We start from the raw sequence: 18,329 nt of genomic DNA, 5'->3' as shown, positions 1-18,329 counted from the left end.
AACTATGTTATCCTTTTATCTGCCGGTAAAAACGAATTGTTTTAACAAAGTAGATAAAAGAGATGCAGGCTTTCAAACCTGCGTCAGGCATAACAGGAGGACATATATGAAAAAAAGTAAAAGACTCATAGCGGCAGCTGGTGTTCTTTCCGTGGCTGTCTTGGCTGGATGTGGCGGAAACGCTTCAAACAGTACAGAAGGGACAAAATCAGAGCAGAGTGCATCGGCAGAGAGCACGAAGGATGAACTGGTATTTGTTAATTACCGGGATATCCGTGATCTGAATCCACATCTGTATGCAGGTGAAATGTATGCACAGGAAATGCTCTACGAGACCTTAGTCAATATTACAGAAAATGGGTATGAGGGCTGCCTGGCAGAGAGCTGGGATATCAGTGAAGATGGAAAGACCTACACGTTCCACATCCGTGATGGAGTGAAATTTTCGGACGGAGAGGTGTGTGACGCCAACGCGATCAAGGCAAACTTTGATGCAATCATTGAAAACAAAGATCGTCACACTTGGCTGGAAATGATGAATCTTCTGGTTGGGGTTTCGGCTCCGGATGATAAAACCTTTGTGATCGAACTGTCGGAGCCGTACTATCCTCTGCTGACAGAGTTGGGAGTTACCCGTCCGTTTGCAATGATTTCTCCGAAGGCGATGAAGGACGGAAGCACAAAGGATGGCGTAAACGAATACATTGGAACAGGTCCATATGTCCTGACCGATTTTGTGACAGATGAGTATGCAGTATTTGAAGCAAACGAAAACTATTGGGGGGAGCAGCCGTCCATCAAAAAGATTACGGTAAAAGTAATACCGGATAATCAGACGCGTATCATGGCACTGGAAAAAGGGGAAATTGATCTGATTTTCGGTAAAAATATGATTGATGCGGATGCAATTAACCAGTATACGGGAAATGACAATTTTACGGTTGCGTTATCGGATCCGACCTCGACCCGGCAGATTGTACTGAATACAACCCGTGATATTCTGGATGAGAAGGAAGTGCGTAAGGCACTTCAGCATGCGACAAACAAAGCAGCGATTTCAGAAGGTATTTTTTATGGTCTGGAACAGCCGGCGGATACACTGTTTGCATCTACCGTTCCTTACTGCGATATCAATCTGACCCCATATGAGTATGATGTGGAAGAAGCAACGAAGATGCTGGAGGAAGCAGGCTGGACGTTGGCTGGAGACGGCGTACGTGAAAAAGACGGCCAGAAAATGGAACTGGAGCTGCTTTATAACAGCGATAGTGTGACGGAAAAAGCGATTGCGGAGTACCTCCAGAGCGAATACCAGAAGCTGGGTGTCTCCCTGAACATTCATGGAGAGGAAGAACAGTCTTACCGTGATAGTATGAAGGCTGGAAACTTTGACATGGTATTTAATATCTGCTGGGGAACTCCGTATGACCCGCAGTCCTCCCTGGCGGCGATGCGCGCTCCGGTTTATGGAGATTTTGCGGCACAGCAGGGACTGGAAGATAAGGCAGATATCGATGATGCGATTACAGAGATCCTGGTTTCCACGGATGAAGAGCGCCGTCAGGAGCTGTATACATTTGTGCTGACCCGTCTGCATGAGGATGCGGTCTATATTCCGCTTACTTATGAGTGCAATAAGGCAATCTACCGTTCGGATCTGCAGGGCTTCCATTTTACGCAGACTCAGTATGAGGTTCCGTTCGCTGATTTCTATTTTGGAGAGAAGAAATAAAGGAAAAATAAATGAAACAATATATCATAAAACGAATCCTGTCGGCAATTCCGCTTCTTATTATCATTTCGTTTGTGTGTTTTGTGTTTATTAACCTGATACCATCCGATCCGGCGGAGGTGGCACTGCGCATCCGCCAGGTACCGATTATTACAGAAGAAGCGGTGGCACAGGTAAGGGCGGAACTTGGATTGGACAAACCATATCTGATACGATATATTTCCTGGCTGGCTGACTGTCTGAGGGGAGATTTTGGAATCAGTTACGTCAATCCGAGCCGTACAGTTGCGGGCGAACTGATGCGCTGTCTTCCGGCGACTCTGCAGCTTGCGGGTGTATCGTTTGTGATGGTTCTGGTACTGAGCATTCCGATTGGAGTGCTCTGTGCCGTTTATAAGGATGGTGTGTTTGACCGCATCATGCGGGCGATTGTTTTTATGACAACGGCGATGCCTGCATACTGGGTAGGGCTTCTTCTGATCTGGCTGGTTTCGATCAAGCTGGATCTGCTTCCAACGAGCGGAAGCGGGAGCTTTAAACACCTGATTCTGCCATCGTTTACGGTATCATTGAGTTATATATCGACGTATATCCGCCTGATCCGCAATAATATGTTGGAAAACATGAAACAGGATTATGTTCTCTATGCCAATGTGAGAGGCATTCCAAACCGGCAGATTCTTCTTAAACACATTTTGAAAAATTCGATGCATACTTGTATTGTAGCGATCGGAATGAGCATACCGCAGCTGATTTCCGGAACGATCGTCGTTGAGAATGTATTTGCCTGGCCGGGGCTTGGGACACTCTGTATCAGCTCGATTTTTAACCGGGATTATCCGGTGATCCAGACGTATGTGCTATTGATCGGAGTACTATTTGTCGGATTTAATTTATTATTTGATATTCTTCAGACAATTTCAGATCCGCGTCTTAGAAAGGAGAGTCATTGATGGTAGGACGATTGATTCGAAACCGGGCGGCCGTTGGAACGATTGGTCTGGTGCTTATCGTGGCGCTCATAGGGATCTTTGCACCGTTTATCGCACCGAATGATCCGTATGCAACGGATATTTTAAATAAATTTGCCGGATTCAGCCAGCAGTATCCACTTGGTACCGATAATCTGGGACGGTGTATTTTGTCGAGAATGATTTATGGAATCCGTCCGACGCTGGGGCTGGCAGTCCTGACCATGCTTGGAACGATTGGCCTGGGAGCGTTGATGGGACTTTTGGCAGGTTATTTCCGCGGGATCGTGGAAGAGGTGATCATGCGCACAGTCGATGTAATGCTTTCATTTCCGAGCCAGATCATGGTGTTTGCAGTGGTAGCCCTGTTGGGAATCAGCGTGCAGAATGTAATTCTGGCCAATGTGTTTATTAAATGGGCCTGGTATGCGCGGATGATCCGGACAGGTGTTATGCAGTATCGTGACCGGAACTTTGTGCGCTTTTCACGATGTATAGGAACACCAGAATCTTTTATATTATTTCGCCATCTTGTACCGTCAATTGCGGCAGATCTGGCAGTTTTATCCTCTCTGGATGTCGGATGGGCGATTATCAATATTTCAACCCTCTCATTTCTGGGACTGGGTGTACAGGCGCCGACACCGGAATGGGGAGCGATGCTGAGCGAGGCGAAGAATGTCCTCACCAGCAATCCGGTACAGATGCTGGTACCGGGAATTGCGGTGGTAATTCTTGTAGCGGCATTTAATCTGATGGGAGATGCCCTGCGGGATGTACTGGATCCGAAGGAGGTGCAGAAATGAGCCTGAATCATGAGCGGGTGCAGCCGATTCTGCGGGTGGATGGACTGAATGTAGAACTGAAAATCAGAAATAAACAGAAAAAATTGGTCGAGAATGTAAGCTTTGAGGTAGAGCCGGGGCAGTGCCTGGGTATTCTGGGAGAATCCGGAAGCGGAAAAAGCATGACGGTAAAAGCAATTCTGGGACTTCTGGACCGCCAGTTCCGGATAGAAGGACAGGCATGGTTTGAGGGAAAGGATCTATGCCGGGCAGGACGGGATGAACTGCGGCGGCTGCGTGGGCAGAAGATAGGCATGGTTCTCCAGAATCCGATGACCTGCTTTGATCCGCTTTACCGGATTGGAAGCCAGATGGCCGAGACCTTTGCAGCCCATACAGATTGGGATCGGGCAAAGATCCGGGAGATTTCCCTGGAAGTATTGGAAAAAATGAGAATTCATAATCCGGAGGAAGTGCTGGGGCAGTATCCACACCAGCTTTCCGGAGGAATGCTTCAGAGAATCATGATTGGGCTGGCACTGGCGATGAAGCCGGCACTTCTGGTGGCAGATGAACCGACAACGGCAATCGATGCCATCACCCAGGCTGAAATTTTGAAGGAATTTCAGCGGATCAAGGAAGAAAGTCATACGGCGATGATATTTATCTCCCATGATTTGGGGGCGGTTTCGAAGATTGCGGACGAGATCGTCGTGATGAATGGAGGAAAACTGGTCGAACAGGGCGATTTTGAACATATCTTAAGGCATGCAAAGGATCCGTATACACGGATGCTTGCAGAGACACGGCGCTCGGTCATGGAGCGCTACCGGCTTTGCCTGGATAATCAGGAGGAATTATGCTTGAATTAAAAGATATATGTGTCAGCTTCCGGAGTGAGCGTCAGGATAAATTGTTTGGAACCTCCAGGGACCAGGTGCTGTTTGACGTATCTTTGCAGGTGGAAAAGGGAAGCTGCCTGGGGATCTTAGGAGAAACCGGAAGCGGAAAATCGACGGTTGGACGTGTCCTTTGCGGACTTTTAAAACCGGATTCCGGGCAGGTGCTTCTGGATGGGGAGGAGATTTATCGAAACCGTCAGGGGAGAAAGAATCTGCAGAAGAAAATCAGTATTGTTTTTCAGGATTATACAACCTTGGCGAACCCGCGTTTCCGTATACGGGATATTCTGGCGGAGGGACAGCGGGCAGCAGCACGTAAAAAGGGAATCCGGAAGCTTTCAAGAGAGAAAATAAAAAAAGGTGCCGGAGAGCTGATGGAGATGGTGGGACTAAGTTCAGATTTTCTGGATCGATATCCCCATGAATTGTCCGGCGGTCAGCTCCAGCGAGTCTGCATTGCCCGGGCGGTAGCCTGCGAACCGGAGATAATTCTGTTCGATGAGGCGATTTCATCTTTGGATGCACATACGCAGGTGCAGGTTATGGATCTGCTTATAGATTTAAAGGAGAAACTGAATCTGACGTATGTATTTATTACGCATGATTTGACGTCGGTTACCTATCTGTGCGATGAGGTGCTGTTTTTATACCGCGGACATATCACAGAATGCCGTCCGGTCCGGGAGCTGGGAAAGACAACGGATGAATATGCGCGCAGGCTGCTGCAGGCGATCGTTTAGATGGAATTGAGTAAAAGGAGCAGAAAAGTTCTCAGAACAGGAAATAGAACATGAAAATATATGAAACGAAGGTGGAGGCAGGCACGAAGCAGTGGCTGAAAATTCCGGTGGATGAGGAATGCAGCCTGAAAGCGGCGGCTTTCTGTGGTTCAAGACCGGGAAAACGGTTGATTGTTACAGCGGGGGTACATGGCTGTGAGTACATAGGAATTCTGGCAGTTTCCCGTCTGATTCAGGAACTGGATCCGAGGCAGATGAAGGGAGAGGTTGTATTTCTTCCGATTGCTAATGAAGGTGGATTTTATAAGGAAATCAAGCAGCTGGTACCGGAGGATGGTGTCAATTTAAATCGGGCATTTCCGGGAACGGAAATGGGAAGCCGGTCAGCGAAGATAGCAGCAGCTGTGGAAACGTATCTGTATCCAGATGCGGACTTCCTCGTGGATCTCCATAGTGGAGATATTCACGAGATGGTAGTTCCGTTTGCCTTTTTTCCGGTGGCAGCAGGCGAGACGGTAGAAAAAAAGGCGGCTGCAGCGGCAAGAGCGATGTCTTTGTCGTGGAGAGTGGCATCAACGGCGAAAAATGGTCTGTACAGCTGGGCAGCGCAGAAAGGAATCCCGGCTCTTCTACTAGAACGGGGCGGACTGGGACGTTGGACAGAACGGGAGGTGGATGCATATCGGATAAACCTGTATGAACTGCTGATTCATCTGGATATTTTGCCAGAAAGTATTCTGGAATCAGTCAAAGGAATGAATTTAAAAGATTCAGAAAGCTCCCCGGAATCAGAGGTACTTCCATCCGGGAAAATAGAGCAAAGGGAGATTCGGATCATGCGCTATCTGGAGGCACCGGGAAATGGATTCTGGTATCCGGCTATCCGGGAAGGAAGCTGCCTGAAAAAAGGAGATTTACTGGGAGAAATCCGGCGGCTTGACGGCAGCCTGATGTATCGTTATGAATCAGAGCTTGACGGCATGGTCTTTTACTATACCTTGTCACTGGGGGTAAGTGAGGGAGAACCGCTGGTAGCATATGGCGAATGCTAAGAAAAAAGCATCTTTGGATGAAAGGATCCAAAGGTGCTTTTTGCATAGGAAAAGACGGTCAATAAAAAAATATCTGTCAAAAAAAGGGGATTATATGGTATGATAAATAGCAGAAAATAGATTTTTGAGGATAAATATAGAAATAGAGGAATATATATGAGACGAATTAAGCTAGTGGTTTCCTATGACGGAACCGCCTACTGCGGGTGGCAGCTTCAACCCAACGGAGTGACCATTGAGGAGGTGCTGAACCAGGCGCTTTCTTCTCTTTTAAAAGAGGATATTCAGGTCATCGGGGCGAGTCGGACGGATTCGGGTGTCCATGCGATGGGAAATGTGGCAGTTTTTGATACAGAAAGCCGGATTCCAGGGGATAAGATCTGCTTTGCACTCAACCAGCGTCTGCCGGACGATGTGCGGATCCAGGCATCGGAGGAGGTGCCGCTTACCTTCCATCCACGCAAGGCAAACTGCGTGAAAACGTATGAATACAAGATTTTGAACCGCAAGATCGATATGCCGCTGCAGCGCTTATACAGTCATTTCTGCTATTTCAATCTGGATTTAGAGAAAATGCAGAAGGCGGCATCCTATCTCATCGGCGAGCACGATTTCAAGAGTTTCTGTACGGTGCGGACGCAGGCGGAGGAGACGGTGCGGACGATCTACAGCCTGACCGTGACGAAGGCGGACGACCTGATTACGATCCGCATCAGCGGCAGCGGTTTCCTCTACAATATGGTCCGGATCATCGCCGGGACGCTGGTTAAGATCGGCATGGGCGTTTACCCGCCGGAGAAGATGGAGGAGATTCTGGAGGAGAAAAACCGGGCGGCAGCAGGTCCTACGATCCCAGCACGCGGGCTGACGCTCGTAAGCCTGGAGTATGAAAAAGAGCTGGCACCGTACCTGGAGGGCGAAAATAAGCACTGGCACTATGTGCTCGATCAGAGAAATGTCCCGGAGAAAGGGCTTGCATACCTCACAATCCAGCGCTGTGAGCCGGAAGAGCTTGACGGCGTGCTGCGCCGCGTGATCCATCAGGCATACCGAAACGGCGCGAAACGGGTGTTTGTGCGGGATACGTTTGGAGAAGAGGGGAGCATCTGCGGATATTACCGGCTGAGACGGCAGCCGGAGACGGAAGAAGGCTGGCTGGAAGCCGTCTACGAGGGTGAACATCGGTGAGCATGAGTAGAACATTTGATTATCTGGTCTGTTTCAGCGTCTATTCGCTGATTATCCTGATTATAGGAAAATCATCGTTCGGTGAGAGCGATTCGATAGGGAAATTTTTTATCGGAGAACGGAAATGCGGGTTCTGGCGGCTGTTTTCCACCTTCGTCGGGACCTGGGTGTCCGCTGCGACCATTCTGGGATACACGGGCAATGTTTTTGAAAATGGAACCTCCGTGATCGCTGTGACGGTTATCCCGTGGTTCATCGGCGCGGGGCTGCTGTATCTCATCAGCGGTCGTATCTATGACTGCGACATGCTCACGATCCCGCAGTTTATCGGGGAGCGCTACCATTCCCGCTTTCTGCGGACCTGCTGTGCGCTGCTGCTCTCGGGCGGTTACGTTTTTTATCTGGTGATCCAGATAAAGGGATTTGGAATTGCGGCGGCGACGCTTTTAAATATTGATTATAAAGTTGCAATTTTTTTGGTTTATCTGTTTATTCTGTATTCTACCTTTGGAGGATTCAATTCGGTTACCAAGACAGATGGCGGAAACCTTATCATGCTCACGATCAGTATAGTGGTTGTCTATTTTGTCGTGGTCGGAGGAATAGAGGGAAGCGGATTTTTGACAAACGCGGAGGTGTTTAGCCGAAATGCGGCGGGCAGCGGGACGGACAGTTTTGGAAATCTGATGAAAGATTACAGCCTTACCATGTACCTCACGATGTTTTTTGGCTGGGGTATGGGGCTGGCAGCGAACCCACAGTATCTGATCCGGATTGTGGCGGCAAAGAGCCGTGAGACGGCGCGGAAAGTCCTGATCTGTTCGCTGGTGTTCTTGACATTTTTTTATTTCTGCCTGACCCAGATCGGTCTGGGGCTTCGGATCCTGTTTCCTTATCTGTCCTATTACTTCGGATCAGACGATATTTTTGTCTACGCAATTAATTATTTGCTCCGATCGCGGTTCAGCGGATTTTTCTTAATCAGCGTGATCGGCGCGTGCATGTCGACGGCGAACTCGCAGCTGCTTCTGATTGGCTCGATGATGTCCTACGATGTGGCGGCGCAGTATGGAAAATGGAAGAAAACAGAGGACCGTATCCTGGGGCTGACGCAGCTCTTTATCTTTCTCGGCGGAACGCTGGCGCTTCTGCTCTCCTTAAATCCACCGTCCAACAGCCTGTTTTTCGGCGCGGATATCTGGGGATTGTTTTCAGCAATTCTGACGCCACTTCTCTACGGCACGCTTTATTATAAGCGGGCAACGAGGACGGGCGCATGGGCGGCATTTGTGACAGGGGTAACCGGGACGGTGCTGCTTCAGCCACGCGAGCTGCCGGTTTACTGGGGATTTCCGGTGACGCTGTGTTCGACCCTGGTTTTTGTCCTTGCCCCGGTGCTGGAGAGTATATGGAAAAAACGTGCTTGCTAAAGGCGGGCATTTGGAAACATGAAGCTGTCAGACAACAGCGAGAAGGAGGCGAAAACGAGCGATGAATAAATGGCTGAAACGTCTTTCAAATTGGTTTTTCCAGATTGAAAATGAGGTCATGATTCCCTTTGTTCTGGTGGGAATCCTTGTCATCGGAAGTTTCAGCGTGATTTCCTATTATAATGGCTACACGATGCAGAAAAACAGCGAGCTGGAGCTGGCGGATACGCTGTTTGAGGATGTAAACCGCGATCTGCATTTTCTGGAAAAGCGTCTGCCGGAGGAGGAGATCGCGGAAAAATACCGGAATTTTGAGCGCGGGCGGATTCGGATTCTGGATCGTGACGGTGAGGAGATCACGGCTGGAACCCGTTGGGAAAACACATCGGTACTGGCAGTCAGCAAGGGGGACAATCCATTTGGCTGGCGGCTGGAGTACCGGATGGATGAGAGAATATTCGGGGAACGCATCTTAGAGCAGCAGAGCTATCTGGTAGTCGGCGCCATCGCGTCGCTGATTCTCATCTGCCAGGCAAGCATTTTCATTTCCCACAGTATCACGCGCCCCATCCGCCGGATGAGCCATACCTGTAAGGAAATCGAGGAAAACAAGGGCAGTTATCAGAAATACCGTTTTGAGGCGGTCAGCCGCCACGACGAGATCGGACAGCTGGCGGTTACCTTTGAGGGGCTGCTCAAAAACATGGATAATTACACGAAAATGGAATATACCAGCCGGATGGCAGCGACGCTGGCGCATGAGATCAAGAACCCGATCGCGGGCATCCGCTCCGGCATTCAGCTTTTAAAGGGCAGGACGGTCAAGGACGGCGATAAAATGCTCTGTGACAGCATGATCCATGAGATCGACCGTGTCACGGCGCTGATCATGAACCTTCTGACTTTGTCAATCCGGCGTGAATCACCGAAAACGGAGATTTCTGTGACCGGTGTTTTAAAGGAGATCGGAATGATCTATGCGAAAGGACCGGACAGCCGCCGCGCATCGCTTTTTGTGGAGGCAGAAGAGGGACTGAGGGCGTGTCTCAATGAAAATGAGTTTCGCCAGATCATTCACAACCTGATCAGCAACAGCCTGAGGGCGCTGGTACCGGACCGCGAGGGACAGATTAAGCTTATGGCAGCCGCGCAGGAGAAAGAAGTGCTTGTGACGGTGCGGGACAACGGAAAAGGCATGACGGAGGAAGAAGTCTCCAAGGCGCTGGAACCATTTTATACAAAGAGCATCAACGGAACCGGGCTTGGGCTCTCAATCGTGAGCCGCCTGGTGGAGTCAAATGGAGGAACGATGGAGATCGTGAGCAAGCCGGGGGTAGGGACAGACGTGGTTTTAAAATTTCCGGGGAAAATGGTATAGTGTGACCATTTAATGAGGTATTTCACGAATTTAGTATTTAGAGTATAATGTTATGAAACAGGGAGGAGGATGCACATGGATCGAATTTTGATTGTGGACGATGAATTTCTGATTCGCTATACACTGGAGGAAGGACTGAAAGACAGGGGATATGACGCCTATTCAGCCGCAACCGTCGAGGAAGGGCTGGAGTTTGTCAGGAAATATCATCCGGGTGTGCTCCTTCTTGACAATCTCCTCGAAAACAGTGTCGGGATGGATGAGATTGTCAATTTCAAAAATGCAGATGAGGAACTGCAGGTCATCATGATGACGGCGTACGGTTCCGTCTCCCAGGCGGTTGAGGCGACGAAGCGCGGTGCATATGATTATATTTTAAAGCCGTTTGATGTGGATGAGATCGATATGCTGATCAAGCGGTGTCTGGAGCAGAAGCGCAACCGGGATTCACTCGTCTTCCTGAAAGGCGATGTGCCGCAGTTTTTAGGTGTCAGTGAGGCAGCTGCCCGGATCCGGCACCTTATTCAGGTGCTTGGGGAAAATTTGTCGGTCAATGTACTCCTGCGCGGGGAGACGGGAACGGGCAAGGAAGTTGTGGCGCGGCAGATTCATGCGAACAGCGCCCGCAAGGATAACCTGATGGTACGCATTAACTGCGGTGCGATTCCGGAAAATCTGATGGAGAGCGAGCTCTTTGGCTACGAGCGCGGCGCGTTTGCGGGGGCGCTCAAGACGAAAAAGGGCTTGATTGAGCTGGCGGACGGCGGTACGGTCTTTTTGGACGAGATCGGCGAATTGCCGATGGCGATGCAGACGAAACTTCTGACCTTCCTGGATGACCGGAAATTTAAGCGGATCGGCGCGCTGGAGGACACGGCGGTTGATGTTCGGATCATTGCGGCGACGAACAGAAATCTCGAGGAGGCGATCAAGGCGGGGCAATTCCGGGAGGATCTGTTCTACCGGCTGAATGTTATGCAGATCGAGATTCCGCCGCTTCGTGACCGGCGCGAGGATATCCCGGTGCTCTGTGACTATTACCTTGACTATTATAATAAAGCCTTTGCCCGCAATATTGAAAAAGTGGATCCGGATTTCATGCGGGAGCTGCTCTTGTATGACTGGAAGGGCAATGTCAGGGAGCTTAAAAATATTTTTGAGCGCTGTTTTCTCTTCAGCCAGGGAAATATCCTGGAAAAACACGTGGAGCTGGCGCCGGTCGAGCGGGAGGCAAGGCCGGAGAGCGGGGACTGCATCTATCTGAAAGATCTGAAAAAAGGACCGATCGACCTCGAGCAGGAGGTCGCGGCGCTGGAGAAACGATATATGTCGGAGGCGTTGAAACTTTCCGGCAATAACCTGACGCGGGCGGCGGCGCTGCTCGGTGTCACCCGGTTCTCAATGAAACGGAAGATGGAGCGGGAAGACGGGGAGAAGTAGAAAAAGCAGAAAAACTGTATCAGGAGGAAGGACGAAAACGGTTGTCTGGTAAACCGGGTGCAGGAATGAATGGTAAAAAGGTGCAAAAAATCACATCGTGCAAAAACGCACGCCTAAAACGTGCGTTTTTGCACGATTTTTGTATATAAATTAAATTATTTTGAAAAATATTAAAATTATGATTGAAAAATACATAAAAGTCAGATAAAATATCAGTAGAAGCAAAAAAACAAGGGGAACATACAAAAAACATCTCATCTTAAACATAGTTTCCGACAGCTGTTGAAAACAGACAGAAGAAACACTAAGCCGCGAAAATGAGATGTGTGAGGTAAGAAAGGGAGGAATGAACCATGTTTTATGTCGATTTAAACAGTGATTTAGGTGAGAGCTTCGGTAACTATACGATTGGTATGGATGAGGAAATTCTTCAGTACGTGTCTTCTGCCAACGTAGCCTGTGGATGGCATGCAGGTGATCCGATGGTTATGGATAAGACCATCGCACTGGCAAAGAAATACGGAACCGCCGTAGGAGCACATCCAGGATTTCCGGATCTGATGGGTTTCGGTCGAAGAAACATGGTGGTAACTCCGGAAGAAGCGAAAGCATATCTGAAATACCAGCTCGGCGCATTGAGCGCATTTACTAAGAGCCAGGGCGTAAAAATCCAGCACGTAAAACCGCACGGCGCATTCTACAACATGGCAGCTGTTGATGAGAAGCTGGCGAGAGCAATGTGCGAAGCAGTCTATGAAGTAGATAAAGATATCATCTTCATGGGTCTGGCAGGATCCCAGATGATCAAGGCGGCTGAGGAGGTTGGTTTACAGGCGGCGAGCGAGGTGTTCGCAGACCGTGCATACAACGATGACGGAACCCTGGTTTCCAGAAAACTTCCGGGAGCAGTCATCAAAGATAAAGACCTGGCAATCAAACGTGTCGTGAGAATGGTAAAAGAAGGAAAAGTTGAGAGCATCAACGGAAACGACATTTCCATCAAGGCAGATTCCATCTGTGTACACGGAGACAACCCAAAAGCATTGGAGTTCGTAAAGAACATTCGTGAGACCCTGGTAGCCGAGGGAGTGGAGATTAAAAATCTGTTCCGCTAATACATATGTAAGGAGAAGAGAAATATGGGAGAAAAGAAAAAAAGTAATGCGAACACGACAGCCCTGATTGGCGCCGCGTTCCTGATGGCAACGTCCGCGATCGGACCTGGTTTCCTGACGCAGACCGCAACCTTTACCGGTCAGTACGGCTCTATTTTCGCACTGGCAATCATCTGTACCATTCTTCTGGATGTTACAACCCAGTTAAATATCTGGTCCATCATCGGTGTGTCCGGTATGCGTGGACAGGATATCGCAAATAAAGTTGTTCCGGGACTCGGATATTTCATCGCGTTCCTTGTGTCTCTCGGCGGTCTGGTATTCAATATCGGTAACGTCGGCGGCGCCGCAACCGGTTTTAACATCGTATTCGGTTTTCCGCTGAAAGTCGGAACCGTTGTAGCCGGTGTCATCGGTATCCTGATCTTCTTATCCAAGGATGCGAAAAACTTCATGGATAAGCTGACCAAATACTTAGGAAGCATCATGATTGTTACCGTACTTTATGTAGCATTCCGTTCCAAACCTCCGGTTGTTGAGGCAATCGGCAGTGTTGGACATCTGAACGAATTCCCGAATCTGGTATTCCCGATTATTACCCTGCTTGGCGGAAGCTGCGGCGGTTACATCACATTCTCCGGTGCACATCGTCTTCTGGATGCAGGTTTCTCCGGAACCAAGGATCTTCCGCATGTTCGCCGCTCCGTATTAATGGGCATCAGCGTATCGGGAGTTATGAGAATTTTACTGTTCCTCGCAGTTTTAGGCGTTGTTACAGCAACTCCGGAAGTAGTTGGAAGCGAAGCATGGGTAGCAAGCCCGCCAGCAGCAGCTTTTAAGGCAGGCGCAGGCATCATCGGTTACAAGATCTTCGGTCTGGTTATCCTGTTTGCAGCTATCACCTCCATCATCGGTGCAGCGTATACATCCGTATCCTTCTTAAAGACCCTGCATCCGTTCATCATGGAGAATGAGAAATGGTTCGTTATCGGCTTCATCGCTGTATCGACCGTTATCATGACATTACTTGGACAGCCGGCAACTCTTCTGGTTCTGGCAGGTTCCGTAAACGGACTGATTCTTCCGATTACACTGCTTGTCATTCTTCTGGCAAGCCGCAGGAAAGATATCGTCGGTGAAAATTACAAACATCCGACCGTACTCATCGTACTTGGTGTATGCGTTGTTCTTCTGACCGGTTACTCAGGAATCAAGGCTCTGCCGAAGATTCTTACCATCTTTGGTTAATGAATGAAAAAATGCAAAAAATGTGGTAAAATAATAAAAAACGATTAAACGGACAGGCGCCCGGCGGACTGGCTGGATGAGCACGCAGATGGCTGGCTTATGGCAGCAGGTCTGCCGGGCGTTTCCCTGTAACTGGCTTGTTGGGTCGGAAGCAGTTTTTAGGTTTTTCGAAGAAAAGCAGAACAGGCAGGCGGGGGCTTCGTTTATCTGACAGGAGGTATATATGAGCGAGGTAAGATACCTTGTAGCGGGCGACAGCGCTGTGTGCGTTGAGTTTGGCAATGAAATCAGCCCGGAGATCAACAAGAAAATCCGCGCATTCAAGATTGCGGTTGAAAAAAGCGATATACCGGGAATTGTGGAGACGGTTCCGACATACCGCTCCTTATTAGTACATTATCATCCGGAAGTGATCGGATTCAAGGCACTCACAGAAAAATTTGATAAATTGATGGGTTCCTTATCCAGCATTCCGATCCCGCCGCCAACCGTTATCGAAATTCCGGTTCTCTACGGCGGAGAGATGGGTCCGGATATTGAAAATGTTGCGGAGCACAATCACAAGACCGTGGAAGAGGTCATCAAGATTCATACATCTGAAGAATATCTAATCTACATGATTGGATTCATCGCTGGATTCCCATATCTGGGCGGCATGAGCAAAGAGATCGCAACCCCGCGTCTGAAGAGCCCGAGAGTGAAGATTGAGGGCGGCTCCGTCGGTATTGCCGGTGAGCAGACCGGTATCTACCCGGTAGCATCTCCGGGAGGCTGGCAGTTAATTGGACGGACTCCGTTAAAACTCTATGATGCAGACCGCGAGAAACCAGTGCTTCTGGAAGCGGGACAGTATATCAAGTTTGCTGCAGTAACCGAGGAAGAGTATAAAAAGATCGAAAAAGAAGTCGAAGATGGAACCTACAAATACGTTGTGTACGATAAGGAGGTATAAAGATGGGCATTAAGTTTGCAAGCGGCGGATTCCTCACAACCGTACAGGACATGGGACGCACCGGCTATCAGGAGTCCGGTATGTCTGTATCAGGCGTTATGGATCAGCGTTCCGCAGCGATCGCGAATATTTTAGTGGGAAATGATGAAAACGAGGCGGTTCTGGAAGTAACCCTGATGGGACCGATGATGGAATTTACAGAAGACAATATTATCGCAGTAACCGGCGGCAATCTGGTTCCAAAGGTAAATGGAAAAGATCTTCCGATGTATCAGGCAGTTTTAGTACATAAGGGCGATTCCATGAACTTTGCCGGTATGACAAGTGGAAGCCGCGTGTACATTGCAGTAGCAGGCGGGCTGGATATCCCGGTACAGATGGGCAGCAAATCCACCAACTTAAAGCTGAAAGTAGGCGGTTATCAGGGAAGAAAGATCGGTGGCGGGGACGAGATTGGTTTTGCCGCTCCGAAGACGACCCTTCCAAATATGAGAAAGAGAAAAGTGACGCCGGAGGACTTCTCCCAGACTGAGAAAACCATCCGCGTTGTCATGGGACCGCAGGACGACTGCTTTACCGAGAAAGGTGTAGAGACTTTCTTAAGCAGCACATATGCATTTACGAATGAGTCCGACCGTATGGGCTGCCGTCTCGAGGGCGAGGTCATCGAGCATAAAAATGGCGGCGATATTATCACAGACGGTATCGCCTTTGGTGCGATTCAGGTGCCGTCCCACGGACAACCGATTATCATGATGGCGGATCATCAGACCACCGGCGGTTATACGAAGATTGCTGGCGTTATCTCTGTGGATCTTCCGCTGGTTGCACAGTCCAGACCGGGTTATAAAGTACATTTCCAGAAAGTAACGGTTGAGGAAGCACAGAAGCTCTACATTGAGCAGGTGGAAAAACTCAAGGCACTCAAAGAAGAATTGGCAAAAGTACCGGAACCGTGCGGAGAACTCGATGCGGTGATTCAGGTAGCGGTTGGATGTGAATCGAAGAGATACTGGAATCCGATTGGAACCTACCGGGTTGTGATCGATGGAACTGAATATATGGTTGAATTAGAGGAAGAGACTGAAAGATTCAGATAAACCTCAGATGTATTGAAAGATATGGAGGGAACGTATATGGCAGATTATAGCAAAATGACACCACCGGAAGTATGGAAACTGATTCGGACTGGCGAGATTACCCGCCCGACGGCTGGCATGTGTGCCGGATATGCACAGGCAAATCTGGTTATCCTGCCGAAGAAGTACGCGGATGATTTTAAAGAATTTGCAAGAAAGAACCCGAAACCGTGTCCAATCCTGGAAGTCGTAGAGGGCACACCGGATATCCACGATATGGGCGAGGGCGCGAGCATCGTGACGGACATCCCGAAATATTTCATTTACCGCGACGGTGTGAAAGTCGATGAGGTGACAGATGTTTCTTCTTATTGGAAAGAAGATTCGGTTGCATTCCTGATTGGCTGCAGCTTCTCCTTTGAGGAGGCGCTTATGAAAGCCGGCATTGAAGTGCGCCATATCGCGCAGGGCTGCAATGTTTCCATGTACAAGACTAACATCCAGTGTGAGAGCGCCGGCGTGTTCAAGGGACCGATGGTTGTCAGCATGCGTCCCATGACCCCAGAAAACGCACAGAAAGCCAAAGAGATCACAGACCGTTATCCAAACGTACACGGCGGTCCGGTCCAGATCGGCGATCCGGCAGCGATCGGTATCAAGGATATTTCCAAACCAGACTATGGCGATCCAGTCGAGATCCGCGAGGGTGAGATCCCGGTATTCTGGGCTTGCGGCGTTACCCCTCAGGCAGCGATTGAAAATGCAAAACTTCCGTTAGTCATTACCCACGCACCGGGACATATGTTCATTACCAATGTCCTGAATACGGAGCTGAATGATTATCTGGAGGCGAAGAAGCAGAAATAGGCAGAATCGGTTCTGCCATTGCAGGAACGGTTTTATCGAAAAATAAGGTTTGACGGAGATTTCCCAGTCTCCTTCAAATAAATTCTCTTGAGAAAAGAGAAAAAGTTCATTACCAACCTAAAAAGCGGCGAAAAGGGAAGATGGAATCTGAGAGGAGGAAGTCTTCCTTTTTCATGTGTATCCCATGCGTATATCAGATGCATGGAATGAAACGAACTTATCTTGTAAATCCGGGGAAAAAACCTTGTATTTTCAAGGAAAAACCGCTTGACACGTCCGGAAGCGTGTAATATAATAAGTCAGTATGACATGAGTCAGGAAGATGTCGGCACCAAAGCCCCGGAGCAGGCATTTCATGATATAGTTAATCTCAATTATATGAAGTAAAACAGGAGGTCAACCAATGAAGAGTTTTATGGCTAGTCCAGCAACAATCGAAAGAAAATGGTATGTAGTTGACGCTACAGGATATACATTAGGTCGTCTTGCATCTGAGGTAGCAAAGGTATTAAGAGGCAAGAACAAACCGATCTTCACACCGCACATGGATTGCGGCGATTATGTAATCGTAGTAAACGCAGAGAAGATCAAAGTAACTGGTAAGAAGATGGATCAGAAAATCTACTACAATCACTCTGATTATGTAGGTGGCATGAGAGAGACAACCCTTCGTGAAATGATGGCTAAGAAGCCGGAGAAGGTTATCGAGTTAGCAGTTAAAGGTATGCTTCCAAAGGGACCTTTAGGAAGAAGCATGATTACAAAACTTCATGTATACGCAGGTCCGGAGCACGAGCAGGCAGCTCAGAAGCCGGAAGTTTTAGAAATCAAGTTTTAATTAAAGGCACTGGAAGGAGGAAACTATAATGGCTAACAAATTTTACGGAACAGGCAGAAGAAAAAAATCTATCGCTAGAGTATACCTTGTACCGGGAACCGGCAAGATTACTATCAATAAAAGAGACATCGACGAGTACTTTGGTCTTGAGACCCTGAAAGTGGTTGTTCGTCAGCCGCTCGTAGCAACCGAGACAGTTGATAAGTTCGATGTACTTGTAAATGTACGTGGCGGCGGCTTCACAGGTCAGGCTGGCGCTGTAAGACACGGCATCTCCCGTGCACTTCTTCAGGCAGACGCTGATTACCGTCCGGTACTGAAGAAAGCAGGCTTCTTAACTCGTGACCCGAGAATGAAAGAGCGTAAGAAATACGGTCTCAAAGCAGCTCGTCGCGCTCCGCAGTTCAGCAAGCGATAATCTACAGCTTAATAATGCTAAAAAAGCCCGGAAATACGCCATTTTCCGGGCTTTTTCTATGCCTGAAATCACCTGATTCCGATGGTGAAATTTGAGGAAATTTGACTTCAAATTAGCCCATTTTGATGGGTTTACCATGGGTTTACGGTCTATTTTTGAGCCTAATGGGTGGGAAAATGGGTTTACAGAAGGCC

17 protein-coding genes are annotated in these 18,329 nt (G+C 48.7%); all 17 read left to right on the top strand.

Annotated elements, in window-relative coordinates; genetic code table 11:
- Positions 1-106: 106 nt before the first annotated feature.
- The 17 genes from nikA (at position 107) to rpsI (ending at position 18,135) form a co-directional block, all read left to right on the top strand.
- Complete coding sequence (nikA, locus tag PG862_RS01290) at positions 107-1,732, top strand: nickel ABC transporter substrate-binding protein (protein WP_118481853.1); 1,626 nt, start codon at positions 107-109, stop codon at positions 1,730-1,732.
- Between the two features lie 11 nt (positions 1,733-1,743).
- The gene (opp1B, locus tag PG862_RS01285) at positions 1,744-2,685 is read left to right on the top strand and encodes a nickel/cobalt ABC transporter permease (RefSeq protein ID WP_117796486.1); all 942 of its coding nucleotides are present in this window, start codon (positions 1,744-1,746) and stop codon (positions 2,683-2,685) included.
- Positions 2,685-3,509, top strand: a complete 825-nt coding sequence (opp1C, locus tag PG862_RS01280) for a nickel/cobalt ABC transporter permease (RefSeq protein ID WP_107000778.1) — start codon at positions 2,685-2,687, stop codon at positions 3,507-3,509. The genes opp1B and opp1C overlap by 1 nt, the downstream gene beginning before the upstream one ends.
- Positions 3,506-4,360 (top strand): ABC transporter ATP-binding protein, encoded by an 855-nt coding sequence (locus tag PG862_RS01275; protein ID WP_107000777.1) that lies wholly within the window; start codon positions 3,506-3,508, stop codon positions 4,358-4,360. The genes opp1C and PG862_RS01275 overlap by 4 nt, the downstream gene beginning before the upstream one ends.
- Positions 4,348-5,130, top strand: coding sequence for an ABC transporter ATP-binding protein (locus PG862_RS01270; RefSeq protein WP_270706230.1), 783 nt, complete (start codon positions 4,348-4,350; stop codon positions 5,128-5,130). The genes PG862_RS01275 and PG862_RS01270 overlap by 13 nt, the downstream gene beginning before the upstream one ends.
- Positions 5,131-5,180: 50 nt before the next feature.
- The gene (locus PG862_RS01265; RefSeq protein WP_118695756.1) at positions 5,181-6,182 is read left to right on the top strand and encodes a M14 family metallopeptidase; all 1,002 of its coding nucleotides are present in this window, start codon (positions 5,181-5,183) and stop codon (positions 6,180-6,182) included.
- A 156-nt stretch (positions 6,183-6,338) separates the two neighbouring features.
- Positions 6,339-7,370, top strand: a complete 1,032-nt coding sequence (gene truA, locus PG862_RS01260) for a tRNA pseudouridine(38-40) synthase TruA (protein ID WP_270706228.1) — start codon at positions 6,339-6,341, stop codon at positions 7,368-7,370.
- Between the two features lie 2 nt (positions 7,371-7,372).
- Positions 7,373-8,800, top strand: a complete 1,428-nt coding sequence (locus PG862_RS01255) for a sodium:solute symporter family protein (RefSeq protein WP_118293461.1) — start codon at positions 7,373-7,375, stop codon at positions 8,798-8,800.
- A gap of 61 nt (positions 8,801-8,861) precedes the next feature.
- Complete coding sequence (locus PG862_RS01250; protein ID WP_118481849.1) at positions 8,862-10,178, top strand: sensor histidine kinase; 1,317 nt, start codon at positions 8,862-8,864, stop codon at positions 10,176-10,178.
- A gap of 75 nt (positions 10,179-10,253) precedes the next feature.
- Positions 10,254-11,618, top strand: coding sequence for a sigma-54-dependent transcriptional regulator (locus PG862_RS01245; protein WP_107000771.1), 1,365 nt, complete (start codon positions 10,254-10,256; stop codon positions 11,616-11,618).
- A 353-nt stretch (positions 11,619-11,971) separates the two neighbouring features.
- Positions 11,972-12,733 carry a LamB/YcsF family protein gene (locus tag PG862_RS01240; RefSeq protein WP_022358636.1) on the top strand — a complete coding sequence of 254 codons (762 nt, stop codon included), beginning with the start codon at positions 11,972-11,974 and terminating at the stop codon, positions 12,731-12,733.
- A gap of 24 nt (positions 12,734-12,757) precedes the next feature.
- Positions 12,758-13,981, top strand: a complete 1,224-nt coding sequence (locus tag PG862_RS01235; RefSeq protein ID WP_117796818.1) for an NRAMP family divalent metal transporter — start codon at positions 12,758-12,760, stop codon at positions 13,979-13,981.
- Positions 13,982-14,204: 223 nt separating this feature from the next.
- The gene (gene pxpB, locus PG862_RS01230) at positions 14,205-14,933 is read left to right on the top strand and encodes a 5-oxoprolinase subunit PxpB (RefSeq protein ID WP_022358506.1); all 729 of its coding nucleotides are present in this window, start codon (positions 14,205-14,207) and stop codon (positions 14,931-14,933) included.
- A 2-nt stretch (positions 14,934-14,935) separates the two neighbouring features.
- Positions 14,936-16,033: a 5-oxoprolinase subunit C family protein gene (locus PG862_RS01225; RefSeq protein ID WP_117796819.1), complete on the top strand. Its 1,098-nt coding sequence runs from the start codon at positions 14,936-14,938 to the stop codon at positions 16,031-16,033.
- 36 nt (positions 16,034-16,069) lie between these two features.
- Complete coding sequence (locus PG862_RS01220; RefSeq protein WP_022358508.1) at positions 16,070-16,879, top strand: putative hydro-lyase; 810 nt, start codon at positions 16,070-16,072, stop codon at positions 16,877-16,879.
- Between the two features lie 403 nt (positions 16,880-17,282).
- Positions 17,283-17,717, top strand: a complete 435-nt coding sequence (gene rplM / locus PG862_RS01215; RefSeq protein ID WP_107000767.1) for a 50S ribosomal protein L13 — start codon at positions 17,283-17,285, stop codon at positions 17,715-17,717.
- Between the two features lie 28 nt (positions 17,718-17,745).
- Entirely contained in the window at positions 17,746-18,135 is a 390-nt protein-coding gene (rpsI, locus tag PG862_RS01210; protein ID WP_022358510.1) for a 30S ribosomal protein S9, read from the top strand.
- Positions 18,136-18,329: the final 194 nt, after the last annotated feature.

Source organism: Clostridium fessum, from assembly GCF_027698965.1.
GTDB lineage: Bacteria > Bacillota > Clostridia > Lachnospirales > Lachnospiraceae > Otoolea > Otoolea fessa.
The sequence above is the reverse complement of the archived record's forward strand: the minus strand, read 5'-3'. Positions and strand labels throughout refer to the sequence as shown.

Bases quoted from the DNA above. Each gene is read 5' to 3' on its own strand.
- PG862_RS01255 (WP_118293461.1), top strand. From the start codon at position 7,373: ATGAGTAGAACATTTGATTATCTGGTCTGTTTCAGCGTCTATTCGCTG.
- PG862_RS01275 (WP_107000777.1), top strand. From the start codon at position 3,506: ATGAGCCTGAATCATGAGCGGGTGCAGCCGATTCTGCGGGTGGATGGA.
- opp1C (WP_107000778.1), top strand. From the start codon at position 2,685: ATGGTAGGACGATTGATTCGAAACCGGGCGGCCGTTGGAACGATTGGT.
- pxpB (WP_022358506.1), top strand. From the start codon at position 14,205: ATGAGCGAGGTAAGATACCTTGTAGCGGGCGACAGCGCTGTGTGCGTT.
- PG862_RS01270 (WP_270706230.1), top strand. From the start codon at position 4,348: ATGCTTGAATTAAAAGATATATGTGTCAGCTTCCGGAGTGAGCGTCAG.
- rplM (WP_107000767.1), top strand. From the start codon at position 17,283: ATGAAGAGTTTTATGGCTAGTCCAGCAACAATCGAAAGAAAATGGTAT.
- PG862_RS01250 (WP_118481849.1), top strand. From the start codon at position 8,862: ATGAATAAATGGCTGAAACGTCTTTCAAATTGGTTTTTCCAGATTGAA.
- truA (WP_270706228.1), top strand. From the start codon at position 6,339: ATGAGACGAATTAAGCTAGTGGTTTCCTATGACGGAACCGCCTACTGC.
- opp1B (WP_117796486.1), top strand. From the start codon at position 1,744: ATGAAACAATATATCATAAAACGAATCCTGTCGGCAATTCCGCTTCTT.
- PG862_RS01240 (WP_022358636.1), top strand. From the start codon at position 11,972: ATGTTTTATGTCGATTTAAACAGTGATTTAGGTGAGAGCTTCGGTAAC.
- PG862_RS01245 (WP_107000771.1), top strand. From the start codon at position 10,254: ATGGATCGAATTTTGATTGTGGACGATGAATTTCTGATTCGCTATACA.
- rpsI (WP_022358510.1), top strand. From the start codon at position 17,746: ATGGCTAACAAATTTTACGGAACAGGCAGAAGAAAAAAATCTATCGCT.
- PG862_RS01220 (WP_022358508.1), top strand. From the start codon at position 16,070: ATGGCAGATTATAGCAAAATGACACCACCGGAAGTATGGAAACTGATT.
- nikA (WP_118481853.1), top strand. From the start codon at position 107: ATGAAAAAAAGTAAAAGACTCATAGCGGCAGCTGGTGTTCTTTCCGTG.
- PG862_RS01265 (WP_118695756.1), top strand. From the start codon at position 5,181: ATGAAAATATATGAAACGAAGGTGGAGGCAGGCACGAAGCAGTGGCTG.
- PG862_RS01225 (WP_117796819.1), top strand. From the start codon at position 14,936: ATGGGCATTAAGTTTGCAAGCGGCGGATTCCTCACAACCGTACAGGAC.
- PG862_RS01235 (WP_117796818.1), top strand. From the start codon at position 12,758: ATGGGAGAAAAGAAAAAAAGTAATGCGAACACGACAGCCCTGATTGGC.